Source organism: Streptomyces sp. IMTB 2501 (assembly GCF_001953885.1).
Classification (GTDB): Bacteria; Actinomycetota; Actinomycetes; order Streptomycetales; family Streptomycetaceae; genus Streptomyces.
This window is the reverse complement of the sequence record NZ_MQUS01000044.1, coordinates 18,165-39,280: the sequence shown is the minus strand read 5'-3', so window position 1 is coordinate 39,280 and position 21,116 is coordinate 18,165. Positions and strand designations below refer to the sequence as shown.

Here is a 21,116-nt window from a genome sequence, read left to right as displayed (position 1 = left end):
GGAGCTGGGTGCGGGTCAGCGGTAGCCGGCGGCGGTGATGTTGGCCTGCACCGCGTTGTCGGTCGCGTCCGAGGGGTAGCCGGCGACCATGGCTCCCTCGTAGAAGGTGCCGGCGCTCAGGTTGGCGCCGCCGCCGGGCTTGCAGCAGTCGCCGCCGCTGCCCAGCACGATGGCTCCTTGTTTCTTCATGGGGTTGTATCCGCCGGGCAGCCCGCCGTCCCACAGGGTGGTCAGGCTGCCGGACTGGGCGTTGCCGCCCTTGAGGGCGAACCTCGTCGTGCCGTTGTTCTTCAGCATCGCGGTGACGAACTTGCTCGGAAACGCCCGCTGGTTGGGGTTCCAGGACTGGCTGCCGCCGGGGTACAGGCCCCATTCGAGATCGGCCTGCACCCAGGGGCCGCTGCCCGAGCAGCCGCCGAACCAGCACTGGGTGCCGAAGTTGATCGCGTCCATCGCCCCGGCGGCATCGGCCTTCCTGGTCGTCTCACTGTTGCCGTAGTCGAAGCAGCAGCCGCTGTTGACGTGGGTGCCGCTGGTCACCATGTACGCCCCTTCGGGTGCGGCACCGGTCGGTACGCCCGTCAGATGGCCGTCCCGCCAGTAGCTGTTGCCGGGGTTGATGTACAGCGAGTACGCCTTGCTGCCGCCGGCCGTCAGCGAATCGGACGTCGCCTTCGCGGGACTGCTCTGACTCGACCCCGGGACCTGGGCCGATCCCTGGTACCACAGGTCGTTGCCGTGTCCGGACTGGTCGCGGACGACCGTGATCACGCACGAGGTGCCCGCGCAGAACGCGTCCTGCGCCGCCGCGTCGGCGAAGCCGCCCGACGCCAGCACGCCGATGTCCCTGGTGGCGTTGTCCGAGGCGCGTCTGACCTGGTAGAGGGAGCCGTTGTACGAACCGTAGAGCGCCCGCACGGTGCTGTGCGCGGCCACGCACGGCGTACCGCCCGCGGCGTAGATGTCGCACGGGCCCGACCCGCCCGCCGGGGGTGGGGGCGGAGGTGTCGGCGTGGTCCACTTCTGGTTGCTCTGGCCGTTGCAGGTCCACAGGATGACCGCGGTGCCGTCGGCCGTTCCCGCCCCGCTCACGTCCAGGCAGAATCCGGAGGCGACGCCGGTGACGGACCCGTCGGAGTTCTGCCGCCAGACCTGGGTCGCCCGCCCGTCGCACCCCCGGACGACCACCGGGGCTCCGGGAGCCGTCCGGGTGTCGTAGGCGTCCACGCACCGGGTGCCGTTCATCGTCCTCAGCTCACTCGCCGCCGTGAGCTCGAACGCCTGGTTGGCCTGGCCGTTGCAGTCCCAGATCTCCAGCCCCGTGCGCGGCGTGTCGACGTTGCCCTTGACATCCAGGCACCGCCCCGACGGCGAGCTCACCAGGGCTGCCGCGGACATTGGCACCGACCAGGTCGGCGCGGTCGCCAGCAACATGGCCAGCAGCGCCATCACGGATACTGCGGCCGCAGCCGGTAAGCGCGATGCACGAGCCGCGGGGCTGCGGTGCGGAGCGGATGGAGGCTGCATTCTGTGTCCTCGGATATGCGGGGGGGGAGGGAGGGGACGGAGAGTGCCACTGCACGCACAGGGAACACTCAGACATCCCATGTCGCATAGTGATCCCACACGGTCATGGGCCTGTCAATAGAAGTTTCCGAGTCGTCCAGAGCGCGATCCATCCCATGTTTTCCCTGGTCAGACCGCTCTGAGGGCAGCCGAAACCCGCGTCCGGCGACGACCGGAGTGCCGGACGCAGGCGTTCGTCGGGGGATCAGGTGCGAGCGCTCGGTTCCGATCGCCTCACCTGAGGTTCCAGTGCTGGTTGGCACCGCCGTTGGAGTCCCAGACCTGGACGGGACTCCCGTTGGCGCTCTGCCCCGCGGGGACCTCCAGCGCCCGGCCGGACGCGGCATTGGTCAGGGTGTAGGAACCGTCGCCGTTCCGGCTCGCACGCCAGTGCTGGTTCGCGCCGCCGTTGGAGTCCCAGATCTCCATCCGCGTGCCGCTGCCCGTCTGCCCGCCCGGCTCGTCCAGCACCCGCCCGCTGCCGACGTTGGTCAGGGTGTAGGAACCGTCACTGTTCTGACTCGCCCGCCACTGCTGGTTCGCGGCGCCACTGGCGTCCCAGACCTGCAGGGACGTGCCGTTCGCCGTCTGCCCGCCCGGCACGTCCAACGCCCGGCCCGCGGCGACGTCGGTCAGCGAGTACACCGTTCCCGCGACGATGCCGCCCGAGTTCCCCGAACTGCCGCCCAGCGCCGACAGGGCCGCGTCGTACGCGGGCTTCTTGTTGCCGTTGTTGTCGAACAGCAGCGGGTTCTCCCCGCTGCGCCAGGAGTCGCTGTCCCGGATGCCCCACACGGTGATGCCGGTGCAACGCGCCACGTTCATGCACGCCTTGACGGTGTTCGCGTACGCGGTTGCCGGCGCCTGCGCGATGTCCAGCTCGGTTATCTGTACGTCGACGCCGAGCGCGGCGAAGTTGGACAGGGTGGTCTGGAAGCTGGCCGGCGGGCCGCCGGTGCCGAAATGGGACTGGAAGCCAACGCAGTCGATGGGCACGCCGCGCGCCTTGAAGTCGCGCACCATGCTGTAGACGCCCTGGGTCTTGGCGTCGGACCAGTTCTCGATGTTGTAGTCGTTGTAGCAGAGCTTGGCGGAGGGGTCGGCCGTCCGTGCGGTGCGGAACGCCTCCTCGATGAAGCCGTTGCCCAGCACGTCGTGGAACACCGAACTGCGCTGCCGGCCGCTGCCGTCGTCGGCGAACGCCTCGTTGACCACGTCCCAGGCGTAGATCTTGCCCTTGAAGTGGTTCATCTCGGTGGTGATGTGGTTGTCCATCACACCGCGCAGGGTGTTCGCATCCCTGATGGAGCTGACCCAGCCGGGCAGCTGGGAGTGCCAGACGAGCGTGTGCCCGCGCATTCGCTGCCCGTGCGCGGCGGCGTGGCTGACGATCTGGTCGCCGGGCCCGAAGTTGAAGTTGCCGCGGGAGGGTTCGGTGGTGTCCCACTTCATCTCGTTCTCCGGGGTGATCATGTTGAACTCCCGGTCGAGAATGGTGGAGTACGTCGGGTCGCCGAGGCGGCCCGCGGCCACGGCTGTGCCGAAGTAGCGGCCGCTGTCGGCCGCTGCCGCGCCCAGGGTGCCGGAGGCCGCGTGAGCAGCGGGGTTCGCCGGGCCGGCCAGGGCCAGAGCCGTGCCGGCTGCCAGTACGGCGGCCAGGGCCAAGGCCTTGCGCGGACGGGGCTCTGCGTTGAGCCAGAACATGACGGATCGTTCTCCTTGTGTGTGTGGGGGGGACACCGACCACAAGCCGGTGCCGGGGTCGCGAATCGGGCCGGTCACAAAGCCGAGCTGACGGGCAGTGCGCTCCACTGCTGGTTGGCTCCGCCGTTGCAGTCCCACAGGACCAGCTGCGTACCGTCGGTGGCAGACGCACCGGGGTCGTCGAGGCAGCGGCCGGAGACCGGGTTGCGGTAACCGCCGTTGTACGCCTGCCATTGCTGGTTGCTGCCGCCGTTGCAGTCCCAGATCTCGATCTTGGTGCCGTTGGCGGTACCACCGCCCGTGGCGTCGAGGCACTTCCCGAGCGCCCGCAAGGTGCCGTCCGAGCGCGCGGACCATCGCTGCGCGTCGGCGCCGTTGCAGGACCAGATCTGCGCGGCGGTCCCGTTGGCGCTGTTGCCGCCGTTGACGTCCAGGCACTTCCCGGCGACCCCGGAGTGCACCGGCTCGCCCACGGAGACCGGCGGCTTGATCCAGCCTGCGGCGTCCGCGGCCTGGACTCCGGCGTTGAAGGCGTCTGCCATCTTGCTGTAGCCGTTGTCGTTGGGGTGGAAGGGGTCGGACAGGTCAGCGGTGGTCAGAGCGCTCATGTCCACCAGGCGCACATGCTTGCCGGCAGCCTGCTCGGCCTGGACGATGCCGGGCAGCTTGGCGTTGAACGCGGGGCGGGTGGCCTCCTCGGTGCTGCTGGTGGAGACGATCACGGTGCCGACGAGGACCGTCGCGTCAGGGGCGTCGGCCGTGATCTGGTCGATGAGCGCATGGAGCCGTTCGGCGGCGGGGTCAGCCTGAGAGCCGCCGTTCAGATCATTGGTGCCGATCTCCAGAGTGACCACGTTGGGCCGGTACCGGGCCAGCACGGAGTCCGCGATGCCGGCTATCTCGCCGATATGCCAGCCGGAGTGGCCTTCGTTGTCCGGGTCGGACATTGTGCCGTTGCGGCCCGACCCCACGAAGTCCAGGGCATGCCCCTCGTTCGCCAACCGGTTCCACAGGAAGCCCCGGTAGCCGTTCCCGGACGGGCTGCCGATGCCCCAGGTGATGGAGTCGCCCAGCGGCATCAGCCGCAGGGCGGTGGGCGCGGCGGCGGCCGGTGATCCGGTGCCGGTGGCGGCCGTTGCGGGCAACGCGGTGCCGGTGCCGATCGCTGCCGTCAGAGCGACGGCCAGGAGTGCCGCGTACTTCTTCATCTGGGTTCCTCACTGGGTGCGGGACAGTGGGTGGGGGTGAACGAGCGGGTGAGTCGGTCAGCGCGGGGTGAAGTCCTGGTTGCTGCCGGCCGTGTTCTTGCAGAGCCATTGGTCGAGCTGCTGGCCGAGGTTGCTGCCGCCGCCGTAGACGTCCAGGCACAGGCCGCTGTTCTGGTTCTGGAAGGAGTACGAGCCGTCGGACTGCTGCACCGGCAGCCACAGAGCCCCGGCCGCTCCGCTCGGGGCCTGCTGTACGACGTCGGGCGTTCCGGCGGTCGTGGAGCCGCCCGACACCGCCACGACCAGCCCGGAGCTCTGCGCCTGCAACTGCCCGTAGCCGCCCGCGGCCGGCACGAACTGGAACTGCTGGTTGCTCTGCCCGTTGCAGGTCCACTGGTCGATCGCGGCGCCCGCGCTGCCGGAGTTGCCGTACGCGTCCAGGCACAGACTGCCGCTGCCGGTCACCAACTGGTGGTATCCGGTGGGGAAGCCGCCACTGCCGCCCGAGGAGTTGACGCCCGCCTGCTGGATGACCTGCTGCGCGCCCTGCGGCCAGTTGGTGCCGCTGACCTGGACGTTGCCGGTGAGGACGTTGTTGTGCGGCGGGCCGGTGGCCACGTATGTGTTGCCGCCGATGTACCAGTTGCCGGAGAACGTGCTGTCGTCGGTGTGGTTGTTCGCATTCGCGTTGGTGAGCGCCCAGTTGCCGGCGTCCTGCACCACGTTGTTCGACACCGTCAGATACCGGGAGCCCTCGTCCAGGTACAGCGCGGTGGTGTGGTGGTTTTCGTACATGTAGCTGTCGGAGATCACCGAGCCGGGGTTCGCGGACAGGTTGTAGATGCTGCCGCCGTCGGACATTGCGTTCTTGGTGTCGAAGATCAGGTTGTGGGAGACGGTGTTGTTCTTCAGCGTCGTGGGGGTGCTGTACACGGGCTGGTAGTTGTACGTGCCCCAGTTGACGTAGTCCTGACTGCCGCCCGGGTCGTTGGCGTCCCACCCCCAGCCGATGTCGATGCCGTCGTAGGGCAGGTGGTCGCACTGGTTGTGGGTGATCGACGCGTTGGTGACGTAGGTGGACAGGATGGCGGCGGTCTCCTTGTAGTCGGTGCCCACCCCGCTGACCTTGTTGTTGCTGATGGTGATGTTCTAGTTGGTCATCTGCGGGTTGCCGGGTTGGTGCGCGTCCGGCTGGATCCCGCCGACCTGGATGCCGCTGCCGGCGGTGTCGGTGAACGTGTTGCCGGTGACGGTGACGCCGTTCGCGTCGAGTCCGGTGCCGGAGGCCGTGCCGACGTCGTCGTTCCCCACGCCGAGCCCGGCCTGCCCGAGTTCGGAGAACATGTCGCCGGAGAACGTGATGTCGCCGGCGGCGGAGACCTGTACGGCAGCGGGCATCTGCGCCCAGTGGTTACGGGTCGCCTCGAACTGCGGACACCCCGACTTGCAGGTGCTCAGCCAGTTGGCGGGCATCGCGTAGGCGCCGGTGATGTGCGCGCCGCTCTGCTGGTCCGCGTAGCCGTCGGGTCCGCTGGGTCCGAGCCAGGAGGTTCCCGTGAACCGGATGCCGGAGAAGCGCAGCCCCGTGGCCGGTGAGCTGTAGCTGCCGCTGATGTCCAACAGGCTCTGCAGTCGGGGCAGTTCGATGTCGAGACCGCTCGGGTTCTGTCCTTGCTGGGCCCGGTAGTAGAGGTCTCCGGTGGACGCGTCGAGGTACCACTGCCCGGCCTGCTTCAAAAACGCGTAGTCGTTCTCCAGGTACATCGTCCCGCCGGCGAACGGCGCGTTGATGGTGTCGTAGCCCCAGGAGTTGTTGTTCCACGCGGGCTGCTGCATGGTGACCGTCCTGCCGCTGATCGACTGGACCGGCGCGTAGCGGTCGGTGAAGGAGTCGATGCTCTCGACTTCCATGTGGCTCTGGTCCGACAGGCCCGCCAGGTAGTCGAGAGGCGAGTCGGTGATGGTCAGGCCGGTCTGCGTGAAGGTGAAGGCCGAGCGGGGCACCTGGATCGCCGCCCTCGGCGCCTCCTTGCCGTTCACGTACAGCTGGCGGGTGTTCACGCCGGTGCCGACGTGGGCCGACCAGATGTTGCTGCTCCGATCATGCACCTGCCAACCAGACGCCTGCTCGGCAACAGTCACGACCGGCTGTTGCCCGGGCATGGCCTGGTAGCTGATGGTGTGGCCGTTCTGGCCGCCGTCGCCGGAGCCGAAGGCCAGCGGCTCGGACAGCCGGTAGGTGCCACCGGCCAGGTGGACGACGACGTCTGAGCCTGCCGAGAGCTGATGCGCGGGCTGCCGCGCCTGGTCGATGGTGGCGAACGGCTGCTGGGCGCTGCCGTCCCCTCCAGGGGACGCACCCGGCGCCATGTACAGTTCGGCGACCGCCGCCCGGGGCTCGGCCGGTCCGGCACTCGCGGTCCCGGCGGTGGCCATGCTCCCGGCCAAGAGGGCGAGCAGGCCTACGGGGACGGCCCAGAGGCCGCGCAGCGCATTGGCTCTGGGTCTGGCTCTGGCTCTGGCTCTGGGACTGAGTCTTCTGGCGCTGGACATCGTCATCTTCCTGTCTGGACACGTTCCGGTCAGCCGAGACGCCATCGCTGGTTCGATCCGCCGTTGCACGGCCAGAGTTCGGCCAGGGAGCCGTTGGTCGTGGAGGCGCCGGTGACGTCGAGGCAGAGCCCGGACTGCATACCGGTGACGGTGCCGTCGGAGTTCACCTGCCACTGCTGATTGGTCCCGCCGTTGCACGGCCAGATCACCGTCTTGGTCCCGGCGGACGTCTGGTTGTCGTACGCGTCCAGGCACATCTGGCTGCCGCCGCTGTACACGGTCAGCTGGTTGGAGGACGTACGGGTCCAGGTCTGGTTGGCAGCGCCGTTGCAGTCCCAGATCTGCAGTTGCGTACCGGCCGTGGTGGACGCCCCCGGCACGTCCAGGCACTTCCCCGCGCCCACCGCGTGCAGCGGACCGGTGCCCGTCCCGCCCGAGGAGTTGCTGTACCCGGCCGCGGTGATGTTGGCCTGGACCGCGTTCTCGGTGGCGTCCGACGGGTAGCCGGAGGTCATCACTCCCTCGTAGAAGGTGCCTTGGGCGCCCTTGCTGTTGTCGCCGCCGGTGCCCAGGATGATGGCGCCCTGTTTCCGCATCGGGTTGTAGCCCGCGACGTTGGGGCGCGGCCCGTCGTAGAAGGTGGACAGGCCGCCCGACTGGGCGTTGCCGCCGCGGATCGCCCAGTGGTTCGCCCCGCCCTTGATGATGGCGGTCGTATACCGGTAGTTGATGGTCGGGTCGTTCGCGTTGTAGTGCTGGTTCACCCCGGAGAACAGGCCGTTCTCCAGATCGGCCATGATCCAGGGGCCGTTGCCCGACCCGTAGCCCCAGACCTTGATGTTGCCGAAGTAGATAGCCTCCATGGTGCCGTTGCCGTCGTCGTTGCTGTCCGTTTCGGCGTTGCCGTAGTCGAAGCAGCAGCCGCCGTTGTAGTGCGTGCCGTCGAAGATCGCGTACATGCCCTCGGGGTTGTCCCCGGTCGCGATGCCGTTCGTGTGGTTGTTGCGGTACCCCGTGCCCGGCGCCACGAAGACGCCGTAGGCCTTGTGGCCTCCCACCGTGGTGGGCGCGGCGGTCGCGTTCGCGAGGTCGTCGGGGCCGCCCGCGGCACCGCCGCCGGGCGCCTGGGTGAGGTTGTTGTTGCGCCCCGACTGGTCATAGATGGCCGTGATCAGGCAGGTCGTCCCTGAGCAGAACGAGTCCTGCGCGGCGGCGTCGGCATACCCGCCCGCGCTCAGCAGACCGATGTCCCGGGTGGCGTTGTCCGAGGCGCGACGGACCTGGTAGAGCGGTCCGTTGTACGCGGCGTACAGCGCTCGCGTCGTGCTGTGCGCCGCCACACAGGGCGTGCCGCCTGCCGCGTAGAGGTCGCACGGCCCGGACGTGGCGGCTCGGGCCGTGTGGGCCGTGTTTGTGGTGGCCTGGGCCGTGCGGACCGTTGTCGTGGCGGCGGCCAGTGTGCCGGCGACGAGCGCGGCCGCGGCCCCGGTCCGGACGAGCCGAGTCCACCGGGAGCGGGACGAACACCCTGGCGGATGGCCGAGTTCATGGTCCCGCACATTCTTCGGCCGCCCGAGGCGTCGTAACGCCGCAAGCAGCCAGGGGACGCCCTCGCGCCCTGACAGCGGGCGGCGTCGTGCAGGTGTGGTTCCCATCTCATCTCCCTACCGTGCCGGCGCAACCCGGTCGGGTTGTGCGAGTGGCGCTGTGCTCCGGAAGCGCTTGCGTGATGTGCTTCAGCGAGATTGCAGAGAGGTTTCGGAGGGAGACGGTGCTCCTGGCCACACGGGACTGTCAAGGGGGAGGTGTCTCTCGACTCAACCTTGTCGCGGAATCGATTCGATGGCTGATTCCGGCGGATCGAGTGCCTGTCTGCTGTCGGGCGGCACCGTTCGGCAGGAGACAGCCGCCGGTGTGACCGGTGGCTTTCGTAGGCATCGACGGCGTATTCAGCGGGGCACACCGTTGACCCGGCACCCCGGTTGTAGCCTCCCTTCGAAGCGCTTGCGCGGAATCGATTCGATTCACGCCTTTCGGTATGACGTGAATCGTCCCGCCGGAAGCCAAAGGTCTCAGTAGCCCCAGTCGCCCTCCCCGCTCCCTGGCCCAGGAGCGAACCGATTCGTACGCGGTAACCTTGCGGGCCTGTCGGCGGGTTCTTGGGAGCTGCATGAACATCGGGGAGATCGCCCGGCGCGCGGGCGTGTCACGGAGCACGGTGTCCTACGCGCTCAGCGGCAAGCGCCCCGTCGCGACCAGCACTCGCAGACGTATCCAGGACGTGATCGACGAGTTGGGCTATCGGCCCAACGCTGCCGCGAGGGCGCTCAAGGAGGGGCGGACCCGCACGATCGGTCTCGTCATCCCGCCCGCGGGGAACCGGCTCACGCACATGCAACTGGACTTTGTCGCCAGCGTGGTCGACGCCGCCGCCCGGGTGGATCTGGATGTGCTGGTGTCCCCCTCCGGCCGGGATCACGACCGTTCCTTCGAGCGGTTGATATCGGTGAGCCGCGTGGACGGTGTGATCCTCATGGAGATCAGCCTGGAGGACTCTCGTGTCCGTCGTCTGCAGGACGCCGGGCTGCCCTTCGTCGGCATCGGGCACACGGCGGGCGACCAGGAGATGTCCTGGATCGACGTCGACTATGCCGGCCTGGTCCGGCACTGCGTGCGGCACCTCGCCGATCTGGGGCACCGCCGGGTGGCTCTGGTGACCCGCTCCCCCGAGCTCGTCGCGGCGGGTTACGGCCCCGCCCACAGGGCCAGGGAGGGCTTCGAGAAGGCCCTCGCGGAACGGGGGATCGACGGCGTCGAAGTGCCGTGCGGGGACGATGCCCGTTCCGGCCGGGAATGCGTCACCGCGCTCCTGGAGAGTCATCCCGATCTCACCGCTGTCACCACCATCAACGAGGCCGCCCTGCCCGGTGTCCAGAGGGCGTTGGCGGACGCCGGTCTCGAAGTGCCGTACGACTTCTCCCTCACCGCGGTGGCGGGCAGGACGTGGGCCGAGGACTTCCACCCGCCGCTCACGGCGGCGGACGTACCGGCCCTGGAGATGGGCGAGAAGGCCGTATCCCTGCTGGTGGAACGCATCACCACGCCGGACGGCCCGCCTCGGCACATCCTGCTGGCACCGTCGATCTCGCTGCGCTCCAGCACAGCCGCCGCTCCCGTCGGCCGCCGGGCGCGCACTCATCCGAACGGGGTGCGGTAGGAAGGGACTCGGGTGCACGGGTCGAGCCGGAGGGTGAGGCGGATCGTGGTGGAGCGGGGCAGTTCCCCCCTCAGCCACGGTCCGTCGACGGTCGCCGACGCGACGGTCACGGTCGGCGGGGTGTGACCGTAGTCGTACAGGTCACCGGTCCAGGACGGGTCCGCGCAGACGGTGTGCTCCACCGAGCGGATGGTGTGTTCGGCGAACGCGCCGGTCTGGGCGATCAGCGAACGGGCCTGCGAGATACAGCGCCGCGTCTTCGGCTGAGCCGAAGTCCTCGGGGCCGGCAGACCGGTCCGGCCGGGTCCGGCCCTCGGCAAGGACCGGACCCGGCGGGCACACACCACGCCAGAGGACTACGGCAGCGGCGGGTAGGCGTTCTGCATCAGCTGCTGGAACTGGGCGGAGAACCAGTGCCCGGCCAGCGGCGCGTTCGGCAGGGCGCCGCTGGGGTTGTTGCCGTTGCGGGCGTTACCACCGTACGTGGGGTCGCACATCCGGTCGAAGCCCTTGCCCTCGTCGTTGGGGATGGCGGTGCTGGAGCCGTCGGACTGTCCCGGCGGCTTGACCCAGACGTAGGCGTCGACACCGGCGGCCGGGGCCGCGGTGGGCCGCTGCCCGAGTCCGGCGCCGCTCTGGTTGCACCAGTTGCCGACGTGGACGCGCCGGTCGATGCGGCCGCCGTTGACGTAGGCGTCGACGGAGGTCAGCGGGCCGGGGCCGGTGGGCCGGGCGGTTCCGCCCCAGCCGTCGCGGGAGGTGTCGATCAGCATGCCGAGGCCGGAGTCGAACCCGGCCGCGATCAGCTTGTCCCGCAGACCGAGCGCGTACGACTGCTCGTCGACGTACTGGTTCCAGTCGACCCACTTCGACTGGCGCACGGTCTGCCCGTTCACGGTGTCCGTGACCTTGACGTTCGGCTCCGTGACGGGGCCGTAGTTGGCGGTGTTGACGATGAAGCCGGCCACGTCGTTCACGCTCGCGCCGTTGGAAGTGGCGACCTTGGCGAATTCCTGCACGGACGGGCCGAGGTTGGTGTCCCAGCCGAGCCAGCCGTGGTGGCCCGCGTCGAGGTAGTTGTAGACGTTCGGCATGGCGCCGAGCTTGCCCAGGGCGTACGAGACACCCTTCTCGTAGTTGCCGTTGCTCTTCATGGTCACGCAGGCGTCGGTGGTCGTGTTCGTGCCGCCCGCGTTGGTGACCAGGTTGGGCAGCGAGTCAGGCTCGATGACCGTGGCGATGCGCAGGCCCGCGTACTTGGGGTCGGCGAGGATGGCGGCGATAGGGTCGATGTACTGGCTCTTGTACTTGTCGAGGTCGTTCGGCCCGAGTTCACCGTTGGAGGCGAGGGCGGCGCAGTCGCGTCCTGGCAGGTCGTAGATGACGAGCTGGATGACGAGGTTGCCGGAGCCCTTCTGCTTGAGTGCCTCGTCCAGGTGCGCGCGCAGGCCCATGCCTCCGTCGACGCCGTCGATCGCGGCGATCCGGTCGAGCCAGACGGCGGTGGACTGATTGGCGATACGGCTGCCACCGGGTTCGGCGGCGGCTTTGGCCGACCACTCGGGGTCCACATACCCCTTGGCCCCGGCGTAGGGGTTGTCGACCCGGTTGCCGGTGCCCCCGCCCCCGCCTCCGCCGCCTGTGCCACCACCACTGGAGCCACTGCCGTCGTCGACGTTGCAGGTGACCCCGTCGAGGGTGAAGGTGGCGGGTAAGGCATTGGTGCCGGTGTAGGTGCCGTTGAAGCCGAAGCTGACCGAACCGCCGCTCGCCAGCGTGTTGTTGTAGCTCTCGTTGGCCACGGTGACAGCGGCACCGCTCTGGGTGATCTGCGCGTTCCAGCCGCTGGTGACCTGCTGGTTACCGGCGTACGACCACTTCAGCGACCAACTCGACTTGGCGGCCGCGTTGTTGGTGATCGTGACGGCGGCGGTGAAGCCGGTGTCCCACTGGTTCTGCACCTTGTAGTCCACGGAGCAGGGGATCGAGGAGGTGGCGGCGCCCGCCGGTGCCGCGAGAAGCGCTGCCCCGGAGGATCCGGCGAGCACCGCCAGCGCGGCGAACAGTGACAGGTGAGTACGGCTCATGAGAGTGGATTCCTTCCCTTTGAGGGGTGTTGACGGAATGCGGGTGACCAGGTGATCGCACAGGCCGGTGCCGAGGGAGTGGGGTGCCGTCGCGGGCGGAGGTCAGAAACCCCCGGCGGATCGGATCGTCACGGTGATCGTCACGGAGCCCCGGACGTCCCTGGCGATGGCCGGTGGTGAGGAATGCGGGGATGTCGCATGGGCGAGCCCTTGCATCCGGGCGCGCCGTGACAGACGCGTCGACTGATGGAAGCGCTCCCACTGGTGCGAGGGACCGTATCGCCAACTCACCAGACTGCACAGGGGTGTTGCCAACTTTTTTATTTGGCACGGTTCCAATGATTCAACTTCTCAACACCTTGACCTCGCCCGCACACATCCCCACTATGGGAGCGCTCCCATCGGTTCAAGCCTTGACCACCTTCGGGTCGCCCCTGCCTCGGAGGAACAAGCACCACGGCTCCCCACACCCCACACGGAGGATCCGCATGCACCGGTCAGCTCCCCAGGCCCGAAGAGCGCACGCCTTGCTCAGCGCGCTGCTCACCACCCTCGTCGCAGTCGCGGCGCTGCTCACCGCCGCTTCGACATCGCACGCCGACACCACGGTCTGCGAACAGTTCGGCTCCACCACGATCGGCGGACGCTACGTCGTACAGAACAACCGCTGGAACACGAGTGAGCCCCAGTGTGTCTCCACCACGGACAACGGCTTCCGGGTCGTCCAGGCCGACGGTTCGGTGCCGACCACCGGCGCCCCGAAGTCCTACCCGTCCGTGTTCAACGGCTGCCACTACACCAACTGCTCCCCCGGGACGAACCTCCCTGCCGTCCTCGGCTCCATCGCCGCAGCACCCACGAGCATCTCCTACAACTACGTGAGCGGAGCCATTTACGACGCCGCCTACGACATCTGGCTCGACCCCACGCCCCGCACCGACGGTGTGAACCGCACCGAGATCATGATCTGGTTCAACCGTGTGGGGGCCGTGCAGCCGGTGGGCTCGCAGGTGGGTTCCGTCACCGTGGCCGGCCGCCCGTGGCAGCTGTGGTCCGGTAACAACGGCTCCAACGACGTCCTGACCTTCGTCGCGCCGTCGGCGATCGGCAGCTGGAACTTCGACGTGATGGACTTCGCCCGGCAGGCCGTCGCCCGCGGGCTCGCCCAGAACAACTGGTATCTGACGAGCGTTCAGGCAGGGTTCGAGCCCTGGCAGAACGGCGCGGGACTCGCCGTCACCTCCTTCTCCTCGACCGTCGACCTCGGCAGCGGCCCACCCAGCGGGCCCACGGCGTGCAAGGTGGCCTACAGCACGAACACATGGCAGGGCGGATACACCGCGGACATCACGCTGACCAACACGGGTTCCTCCCCGGCCGACGGCTGGCATCTCGCGTTCACCCTGCCTGCGGGGCAGCAGATCACCAGCACATGGAACGCCGGCATCTCTCCCTCGTCGGGAGCCGTGACAGCCGACGGCCTCGCCTACAACGCGTCCCTCTCCCCCGGCGCCCAGGTTTCCTTCGGGTACCAGGCCACCTACAACGGCAGCTTCGCCAAGCCGACGGCCTTCAGCCTGAACGGCCTTTCCTGCAGCGTGGCTTGACCGGTCCGCAGCAGGCTGCTGGTGTCCCGCCGAGTCCATCGGTGATGCCACCGCCACCGGGCCCCGGACGGATGATGTCAGCCGTCCGGGGCCACCGCACGGCCGGTCCGCGGGGAGATCATGCCCGCACACAGCCCGCGGCCCGCCAGGCCCTGCGCGATGCGTGGGATCGCGGCGCGTGTGTTGGCGGCCCAGTCGTGCATGAGGATGATCTGGCCGTTGGTGAGCCGTGCCGCTGCCTGCACGATCGCATCGGTGCTCGCGCCGTTCCAGTCCTGCGAGTCGACGTCCCACAGGATCTCGGTCAGGCCGTACTTGGCCTCGACGCTCCTGACCGTGGCGTTGGTCTCGCCGTACGGGGGACGGAACAGCCGGGGTGTGCCACCGCCCGCGTTGCCGATGGCCTGCTGGGTCCGGGAGATCTCGGAGTCGATCTGCGCCTGGCCGAGTTGGGGCAGGTGGGGGTGGGTGTAGCTGTGGTTGCCGACCCACATGCCGGCGGTGACCTGTGCCCGTACCAGGGACGGCTTGGCGGCGGCGTACTGCCCCTCGTTGAACATCGTGGCTCGCAGTCCGTTCTGCCGGAGCACGTCGAGCAGCGCCGGCGTGCCGACGGACGGGCCGTCGTCGAAGGTCAGCCCGACGTAACCGGTGCAGGCGGCGGCCTGGGCCGAGGCGCCGGGGTCGACGGCGAGGGTGCAGGCGCCTACCGTCGCGACGACGGCCAGCTTCGCCATGAGGGAGCGCGACAAGTGATGTGGTCGCGTGCTTCCCAGTCGGATTCTCATGCGGATGCTCCTTCGACCTGAGGCGGGGGTGGGGAGGGGGCCTGCCCGACGGGACGGCCGGGCAGACCCGACTCACTCAGCTCACCGTGATGTCGGAGCTGCCGCTGCTCTGGTAGCCCTCGGTCGCCAGGATCATGTAGTACTTGAAGCTGCCCAGGGGCATCCCGGCGCGGCCCCATGCGTCGAAGTGGTTCCCGGTGGTGATGGATCCGCCCGTGCGCTTGGACTGTCGGACGCTCCAGTACTGGTCGAAGGTGCGGTTGCCCTCGACGGACGGGGCGTTGTACCGCGTCGTGCGGTACATGTCGTAAGTGCCGCCGTCACTGGTGACGGTGCCCTGGTACGCGCCGGTGGGCCGGTACGTGCCCCAGTTGTCGACGATGTAGTACTCGACGAGCGGGTTCGTCGTCCAGCCGTAGAGCGACAGATAGGCGTTGCCGGAGGGGTTGAATGAGCCCCAGTAGTTCACGGTCCGCCGGGAGCCGTTGGCCCAGCCCTTGCCTGCCACGAAGTTCCCCGTGTTCCGCCACGAGGTGCTGTAACTGCCGCCGGAGGACAGGGTCATGGAGACGGTGCCGGCGGCGTCGGTCCAGAACGAGTAGTAGTAGCCGTGGTCGGTGCCGGTCTGGTTGGTCGTGATGGTCGTGTCCGCGTACGCGGTGCCCTGCAGCGCCGGCGTGGCCGCGCCGACCGCCAGGGCGCCTGCCGTGCCGATGAAGGTGCGGCGGTTCATGGGGGGTATGCGGGGGTTGTCGCGCATGTTCATGCGCCTCCTCCTGGTGGGGCCTGCGAGAGGCTGCACAGCCATTGAGGTGCCTGTCGACGTCGATAGGTTGGTGCCGGGTCTGTGGACTGTCAACTCTTTCGGCAAAGAGTGCGAAACTCTTGAGTTGTGATGATGTTGCTCTCGTACGTCAACTTCCCTGATGACAGGGCACTTTGGCGCACGCCACAACAGATCCGACTCAGCGACGCGCGACTCAGGCAACATGACGAAGTGTCAGTCAGAAGGAGTATCCGAAACTCTTTCGAAGGAGGGCGCCGCCGTGCTCTGCCGCACGACCAGGCTCGTCGCCAGTTCGAGCCGGGTCGCCACCGGCTCCTGTGACCGCAGGCGCAGCAGCATCTGGGCCGCGCCCTCGGCCATCTCCCTCAGCGGCTGGTGGACCGTCGTGAGCGCGGGGCTCGACCACTGGGCCAGGGGTACGTCGTCGTAGCCGACCACGGACAGATCGTGCGGAACGCGCAGGTCCCGCAGCCGGGCGGCCTCCAGGACGCCGAGGGCCTGGAGGTCGCTCCCCGCGAAGATCGCAGTCGGCGGATCGTCCAGATCGAGCAGCTCGGCCGCACGCTCGCGCCCGCCCTCGACGTGGAAGTCGCCGTACCGCACAAGCTCGGGATCCGCCGCCAGACCCGCCATACTGAGCGCCGAACGGTAGCCGTCGAGGCGGGCCAGCGAGCAGAGCATGTCCTGCGGACCCGTGATGATGCCGATGCGACGGTGACCGAGCTGGACCAGATGCCTCGTGGCGGCCAGGCCCCCGTTCCAGTTGGCGGAGCCCACCGAGGGCACGTCCGGGTCGGGGTCGCCGGCCGGGTCGATGACGACGAACGGGATGGAACGCGAGCGCAGCCGCTGCTTCACCTCCGCGGGCAGCGTCGAGAGGACCAGCACCACACCACGCGGGCTTCGCTGCAGCACGCCCTCGATCCACTCGGGCCCCGGCGCCTGGCGGGTGCCGCTCTCGGTGAGCACCACGCTGGCGCCGTTGGCCTTGGCGACCTTCTCCACCCCACGGATCAGCTCCAGCGCCCAGACGCTCTCGAGTTCGTGGAAGACAAGCTCGATGAGAGGCGCCTCGCGAGCGGCCCGGGTGGTACGGCGGTACGCGTTGTCGTCCAGGACGCGCTCCACTTTGACGCGGGTCGGCGCGGCCACGTCCTGTCGCCCGTTGAGCACCTTCGAAACTGTCGAAATGGAGACCCCCGCCAGCTGGGCCACCTGCGCCAGGGTGATGCGACCAACGCCCTCGTCATCTCGCATGCCCAGGAGCATAAGGCACGGTCAACTACCCACACCGGGTGATGCGTGGATCGTTCGAAAGGTTTCGACGCGCGACTCGGGTGCCTTTGTGGCCTGACGACATCACCTCTCGGCCGTCCGCGTCACGGAGCCACAGCGTCCAGGGTGCGGACGTGTCCAGGCGACCGACAGGGCTCCGCTGACCTCAGGTGGTGAAACGCTTCAACTCGCGGAACTGGTCGTCACTGGCCACTCGCCGAGGGTCATCTTCCTCTGAGGTCTGGCTTGACTCTGTCGGGGATCTTGGGTGGCCGAGGGCAACTGCCCAGCGTCCGCCAGGATTTCGACCGGGGGATGCCATGCCGCCAGTGGCGCATGCCGTGTCCGTGGGCCTACTTGTCGACGGTGCCTTCCACTCCGGAGCGGACTCGCCCAGAAGTACAGCGCCGCCGGCATCACCGCGGGCGCGACCCCTCCATCTGGGACGCCTACAGCCACACCCCGGGCCGCGTCGATCGCGGCGACACCGGGACGTGGCCTGCGACCGCTCCCACCGCCACCCCGAGGACGTGGCTCTGCCGCGCGGCCTCGGCGACGACTCGTACCGCTTCTCGATTGCCTGGCCCCGCATCCACCCCACCGGCAAGGGCCCGACCAGCCGGAAGGGCCTGGACTTCTACTCCCGTCTCGCCGAAGACCTCCTCGACGCCGGGATCGAACCGGCCGCCACCCTCTACCACCGGGACCTGCCGCAGGCCCTGGAGGACGAAGGCGGCTGGCGGGTCCGCGCGAGCGCCGAGCGGTTCGCCAAGTACCCGGCGATCGTCGCCGAGCGCCTCGGCGACCGCGTCCCGAGCTGAATCACCCTCAACGAGCCCTGGTGCAGCGTCTTCCTCGGCTACGCCGTCGGCCGCCACGCACCCGGCGCCCAGGAGGGCACCGGCGCCCTCGCCGCCGCCCACCACCTGCTCGTCGGACACGGCCTGGCCGTCGAGGCACTGCGCGCGCCCGAGGTCTACCGCAGAGCCTCACGGATCGCGTCGTACGCGGGCTTGTGTGCGAGGTTCTCGTCCCAGGGCAGGGCCGCGCCCTCGCCCGGGAAGACCGCGGGGATCCACGAGTGCTTGTCGGAGTAGCCCCACAGGGTGATACCGACGCAGCGCTTCACGGCGAGGCAGGCGTCGGTCACCTTGCCGTACCAGTCGGCCTGTCGGGCCAGTTTGGCCGCATCGGACGGCAGGGTCATGCGGATGTCCAGCTCAGTGATCGCGACGTCGACGCCGAGGTCGGCGAAGCGCTGGATGTTCTGCTGCATCCGGTCCGGGAATCCGTACTGCAGCGCCAGATGCGCCTGCATGCCGAACCCGTCGATCGGGACGTGGTCGGCCTTGAGCCTCTTGATCAGCGTGTAGTAGGCGTCGGACTTGGGGCCTACGGCCTCGACGTTGTAGTCATTCAGATAGAGCTTGACCTTGGGGTCGGCGGCGTGGGCCCAGCGCAGCGCGTCAGCGATGTAGGACGGGCCGATCGTCTTGTAGAAGATGTTCTCCCGGTAGGTGCCGTCCTCGTTCATGATCTCGTTGGCGACGTCCCAGGCGAAGACCTTGCCCTTGTAGTGCTTGACGACGTGCGTGATGTGGTTCTTGAGGATGGAGCGCAGTTCGTCCTTGGTCCAGGTGCCGGAGGTGAGCCAGTCCGGCAGCTGCTGGTGCCACAGGAGGTTGTGGCCGCGCACCTTCAGGCCCTTGGCCTTTGCGTAGTTCACGATCTCGTCGCCCGCGGTGAAGTCGAAGACGCCACGCTGCGGTTCGGTGGCGTACCACTTCATGCCGTTGCCAGGGGTGGTGGCGTCGAACTCCTTGCCGAGCAGGTCGGCGTACGGGGTGTCGGCGAGTTCCGGGTTGTCGACGGCGGCGCCGAAGTAGCGGCCGGTGCGTTCGGCGAGTTGGCCGAGGGTGGGGTCGGCGGTGTGCCGGTGGGTGCCCGCGTGGGCGGCCGGGGCGACGGCGAGCCCCGCCAGAAGGGCTGCCGCGGCGGCGAGCGTGGCGGTTCGGACACGAGTGGAGCGCATCGTGGATCTCCTCGACTAGGATGCGAATAACGGTGGTTGAGCTTGAGCCGACGCGGCTACTTGACACGCATCTCGCAGCGCAGCCGCCGCTCGTGCCCGACCTCGCGGACCGGACCCGTCAGGGTGAGCGGCACAGTGTGGCGGGCGTGTGCGCTGGAGGTCGCGAGGCGCAGTTCGAGGGCGCCGGGTTCGACGACGCGGCGGCCGTCGGCTCCGGTGTACGCGGCCAGGTCCGCCGGGAAGGTGGCGTGGACCTCGGCGGACGCCCCCGCGTCGAGCGGCACCCGGGCGTAGCCGACGAGCCGGACATCGGGCTGGGCGACGGTGGCGAGCGGGTCGTGGAGGTACAGCTGGACGATCTCGGTGCCCGGCCGGTCGCCGGTGTTACGGACAGTGAGGCGGATCGAGGTCTCGCCGTCGGTGGGGAGTTCGGCGCTCTCGCACTGGGGGACGTCCCAGGCGAAGGTGGTGTACGACAGGCCGTGGCCGAACGGGTAGAGGGGGGTCGGGTCGACCGTGCTGGGGAAGCCGTTCCGGGCGAGCGGCGGCGCGAGGTACGGGGCGGGCTGACCGCCGGGGCTGCGCGGCACCGCGATCGGCAGTCGCCCTGACGGCTCCACACGCCCGGAGAGGATGCCGGCGACGGCCCGGCCGCCCTCCTGCCCGGGGAAGAACGCCTGGACGACGGCCGCGGCCCGTGCGGCCCAGCGGCCCAGCGCGTAGGGCCGCCCACTGAGGACGACGACGATGAACGGAGCGCCGGACGCCATGATCTCGTCCAGCAATTCCCCTTGCCCGTAGGGTAGTTCCAGGTCCTCGGCGTCACAGCCCTCGCCCGACGAGCCGCGTCCGAACAGGCCGGAGCGGTCCCCGACCACGGCGAGCACCACATCCGCGCCGGCCGGCTCGTCGACGAACTCGGCGCCCGGGAATTCCGCGTGCAGCGCCTGGGCCAGCGTCAACACTTCGACACCGATGGGGAGTTCGGGGTGGTGCACGCCCACATGCCGGGGGAAGGTGTAACAGCCCATCATGGCGGCCTGCTCGTCGGCGAGCGGCCCGACGACGGCGATGCGCAGCCCGTCACTCAGCGGCAACGTTCCGGCGTCGTTGGCGAGCAGCACGACCGACTCCTCGGCGACCCTACTCGCCAGCTCCCGCATGTGCGGCGGGTTCAGATCGACGGGCACACCCCCGGCACCGGGCTCCCCGTCGGCGTCGAGCAGCCCCAGTTCGCACTTCTGGGTCAGGACGCGCAGCGCGGCCCGGTCGAGCAGATCCTCGGGGAGCGGGTCCGTCAGGCTGAAGCAGCGGGCGGCGGGCAACTCCACGTCGACACCCGCGGCGAGGGCGAGCCGCGCCGCTCCGGGCTCCCCGTCCGCGACCCGGTGCGCCTCTTCGAGGAGCGAGATCCCGTAGTAGTCCGAGACCACAGTGCCACTGAACTCCCATTGTTCGCGAAGGATGTGAGTGAGCAGCATCTGGTGAGCGTGGGCGGGCAGGCCGTCGATGTCGTTGTAGGAGGGCATCACGGAGCGGGCGCCGCCGTCGCGGATCGCCATCTCGAACGGCAGCAGAATGACGTCCGCGAGTTCGCGCGGCCCGATCGACGCGGGCGCGTGGTTGCGGGCGGCTCGGGAGGCCGAGTACGCGGCGAAGTGCTTGAGCGTCGCAACGATGCCGGCAGTTTCCAGGCCGCGTACGTACGCGGAACCGATCGTGCCGACGAGATAGGGGTCCTCGCCGATGGTCTCCTCGGTGCGGCCCCAGCGTGGATCCCGTACGACGTCCAGGACCGGGGCGAGGCCCTGGTGGATGCCGACCGCGCGCATCGACGTACCGATCGCCCGGGCCATGTCCGTGATCAGCGCGGGGTCGAAGGTGGCGCCCCAGGCGAGCGGGGTCGGGAAGACGGTGGCCTGCCAGGCGGTGAAGCCGGTCAGGCACTCCTCGTGGGCGAGCGCGGGCAGCTCGAACCGGTTGCCCGCGCGGATGGTGCGCTGCAGTTCGGCGAGGCGGGCGGCGCCTTCTGCCGGATCCACGGGAACGGTACCGAAAGGGCGGGTCAGCTGGCCGACCCCGTACGGGAGCAGCGTGTCCAGGGCGGCGCTGCGGTTGGCGTACGCGTTCTGGCCGGGGGCGACCTCGGCGCCCGTTGTTTCGTCTGCGGAGCTGCCGAGCCAGACACTGGACAGCTGGGCGGTCTTCTCCTCGCGGGTCATCCGGGCGAGCAGGTCCGCCGCCCGGGCTTGCGCGGACAGGGTGGTGTCCTGCCATGGCTGAACCATGGAA

General features: G+C 69.0%; 12 protein-coding genes and 3 pseudogenes. 3 read left to right on the top strand and 12 right to left on the bottom strand.

Annotation, left to right across the window (positions count from 1 at the left end; translation table 11 throughout):
* Positions 1-15: 15 nt before the first annotated feature.
* The 5 genes and pseudogenes from AV521_RS42000 to AV521_RS41980 form a co-directional block, all read right to left on the bottom strand.
* Positions 16-1,449 carry an arabinofuranosidase catalytic domain-containing protein gene (locus AV521_RS42000; RefSeq protein WP_076096794.1) on the bottom strand — a complete coding sequence of 478 codons (1,434 nt, stop codon included), beginning with the start codon at positions 1,447-1,449 and terminating at the stop codon, positions 16-18.
* A gap of 354 nt (positions 1,450-1,803) precedes the next feature.
* A pseudogene (locus AV521_RS41995) lies at positions 1,804-3,270 on the bottom strand (endo-1,4-beta-xylanase); the annotation flags it as partial.
* Between the two features lie 74 nt (positions 3,271-3,344).
* Positions 3,345-4,478, bottom strand: a complete 1,134-nt coding sequence (locus AV521_RS41990) for an SGNH/GDSL hydrolase family protein (protein ID WP_076096789.1) — start codon at positions 4,476-4,478, stop codon at positions 3,345-3,347.
* A gap of 57 nt (positions 4,479-4,535) precedes the next feature.
* Positions 4,536-6,914, bottom strand: a pseudogene (locus AV521_RS53060) (RICIN domain-containing protein).
* A 146-nt stretch (positions 6,915-7,060) separates the two neighbouring features.
* On the bottom strand, positions 7,061-8,686 hold the full coding sequence (locus AV521_RS41980) for an arabinofuranosidase catalytic domain-containing protein (protein ID WP_256725935.1): 1,626 nt from the start codon (positions 8,684-8,686) through the stop codon (positions 7,061-7,063).
* A 515-nt stretch (positions 8,687-9,201) separates the two neighbouring features.
* On the opposite strand from AV521_RS41980, the gene AV521_RS41975 reads away from it, so the two are divergent.
* Positions 9,202-10,248 (top strand): LacI family DNA-binding transcriptional regulator, encoded by a 1,047-nt coding sequence (locus AV521_RS41975; RefSeq protein ID WP_076096787.1) that lies wholly within the window; start codon positions 9,202-9,204, stop codon positions 10,246-10,248.
* On the opposite strand, the gene AV521_RS41970 is transcribed toward AV521_RS41975, so the two are convergent.
* Both AV521_RS41970 and AV521_RS41965 read right to left on the bottom strand, forming a co-directional pair.
* Positions 10,227-10,568, bottom strand: coding sequence for a hypothetical protein (locus AV521_RS41970; RefSeq protein WP_143658743.1), 342 nt, complete (start codon positions 10,566-10,568; stop codon positions 10,227-10,229). The genes AV521_RS41975 and AV521_RS41970 overlap by 22 nt on opposite strands.
* A gap of 36 nt (positions 10,569-10,604) precedes the next feature.
* Entirely contained in the window at positions 10,605-12,335 is a 1,731-nt protein-coding gene (locus AV521_RS41965) for a glycoside hydrolase family 6 protein (RefSeq protein ID WP_076096783.1), read from the bottom strand.
* Between the two features lie 488 nt (positions 12,336-12,823).
* Here AV521_RS41965 and AV521_RS41960 point away from each other — a divergent pair, with 488 nt between their 5' ends.
* Positions 12,824-13,942, top strand: a complete 1,119-nt coding sequence (locus AV521_RS41960; RefSeq protein ID WP_076096781.1) for a cellulose binding domain-containing protein — start codon at positions 12,824-12,826, stop codon at positions 13,940-13,942.
* 77 nt (positions 13,943-14,019) lie between these two features.
* Here AV521_RS41960 and AV521_RS41955 read toward each other — a convergent pair whose 3' ends face one another.
* The 3 genes from AV521_RS41955 to AV521_RS41945 form a co-directional block, all read right to left on the bottom strand.
* On the bottom strand, positions 14,020-14,679 hold the full coding sequence (locus AV521_RS41955; RefSeq protein WP_256725934.1) for a polysaccharide deacetylase family protein: 660 nt from the start codon (positions 14,677-14,679) through the stop codon (positions 14,020-14,022).
* A 127-nt stretch (positions 14,680-14,806) separates the two neighbouring features.
* Positions 14,807-15,490 (bottom strand): glycoside hydrolase family 11 protein, encoded by a 684-nt coding sequence (locus tag AV521_RS41950; protein ID WP_371917109.1) that lies wholly within the window; start codon positions 15,488-15,490, stop codon positions 14,807-14,809.
* 240 nt (positions 15,491-15,730) lie between these two features.
* A complete protein-coding gene (locus tag AV521_RS41945; protein WP_076096774.1) occupies positions 15,731-16,786 on the bottom strand; it encodes a LacI family DNA-binding transcriptional regulator in 1,056 nt (351 codons plus the stop codon).
* A gap of 372 nt (positions 16,787-17,158) precedes the next feature.
* Here AV521_RS41945 and AV521_RS41940 point away from each other — a divergent pair.
* Positions 17,159-17,769, top strand: a pseudogene (locus tag AV521_RS41940) (family 1 glycosylhydrolase); the annotation flags it as partial.
* On the opposite strand, the gene AV521_RS41935 reads toward AV521_RS41940, so the two are convergent.
* On the bottom strand, positions 17,769-18,824 hold the full coding sequence (locus AV521_RS41935; RefSeq protein ID WP_076096772.1) for an endo-1,4-beta-xylanase: 1,056 nt from the start codon (positions 18,822-18,824) through the stop codon (positions 17,769-17,771). The pseudogene AV521_RS41940 and the gene AV521_RS41935 overlap by 1 nt on opposite strands.
* A 56-nt stretch (positions 18,825-18,880) precedes the next feature.
* Positions 18,881-21,112 carry a glycoside hydrolase family 3 N-terminal domain-containing protein gene (locus tag AV521_RS41930; protein WP_076096770.1) on the bottom strand — a complete coding sequence of 744 codons (2,232 nt, stop codon included), beginning with the start codon at positions 21,110-21,112 and terminating at the stop codon, positions 18,881-18,883.
* Positions 21,113-21,116 lie beyond the last annotated feature (4 nt).

Coding starts and splice junctions, on each gene's coding strand:
- AV521_RS42000 (WP_076096794.1), bottom strand. CDS start 1,449: ATGGCGCTGCTGGCCATGTTGCTGGCGACCGCGCCGACCTGGTCGGTG.
- AV521_RS41990 (WP_076096789.1), bottom strand. CDS start 4,478: ATGAAGAAGTACGCGGCACTCCTGGCCGTCGCTCTGACGGCAGCGATC.
- AV521_RS41980 (WP_256725935.1), bottom strand. CDS start 8,686: ATGGGAACCACACCTGCACGACGCCGCCCGCTGTCAGGGCGCGAGGGC.
- AV521_RS41975 (WP_076096787.1), top strand. CDS start 9,202: ATGAACATCGGGGAGATCGCCCGGCGCGCGGGCGTGTCACGGAGCACG.
- AV521_RS41965 (WP_076096783.1), bottom strand. CDS start 12,335: ATGAGCCGTACTCACCTGTCACTGTTCGCCGCGCTGGCGGTGCTCGCC.
- AV521_RS41960 (WP_076096781.1), top strand. CDS start 12,824: ATGCACCGGTCAGCTCCCCAGGCCCGAAGAGCGCACGCCTTGCTCAGC.
- AV521_RS41955 (WP_256725934.1), bottom strand. CDS start 14,679: ATGGCGAAGCTGGCCGTCGTCGCGACGGTAGGCGCCTGCACCCTCGCC.
- AV521_RS41950 (WP_371917109.1), bottom strand. CDS start 15,490: ATGCGCGACAACCCCCGCATACCCCCCATGAACCGCCGCACCTTCATC.
- AV521_RS41945 (WP_076096774.1), bottom strand. CDS start 16,786: ATGCTCCTGGGCATGCGAGATGACGAGGGCGTTGGTCGCATCACCCTG.
- AV521_RS41935 (WP_076096772.1), bottom strand. CDS start 18,824: ATGCGCTCCACTCGTGTCCGAACCGCCACGCTCGCCGCCGCGGCAGCC.
- AV521_RS41930 (WP_076096770.1), bottom strand. CDS start 21,112: ATGGTTCAGCCATGGCAGGACACCACCCTGTCCGCGCAAGCCCGGGCG.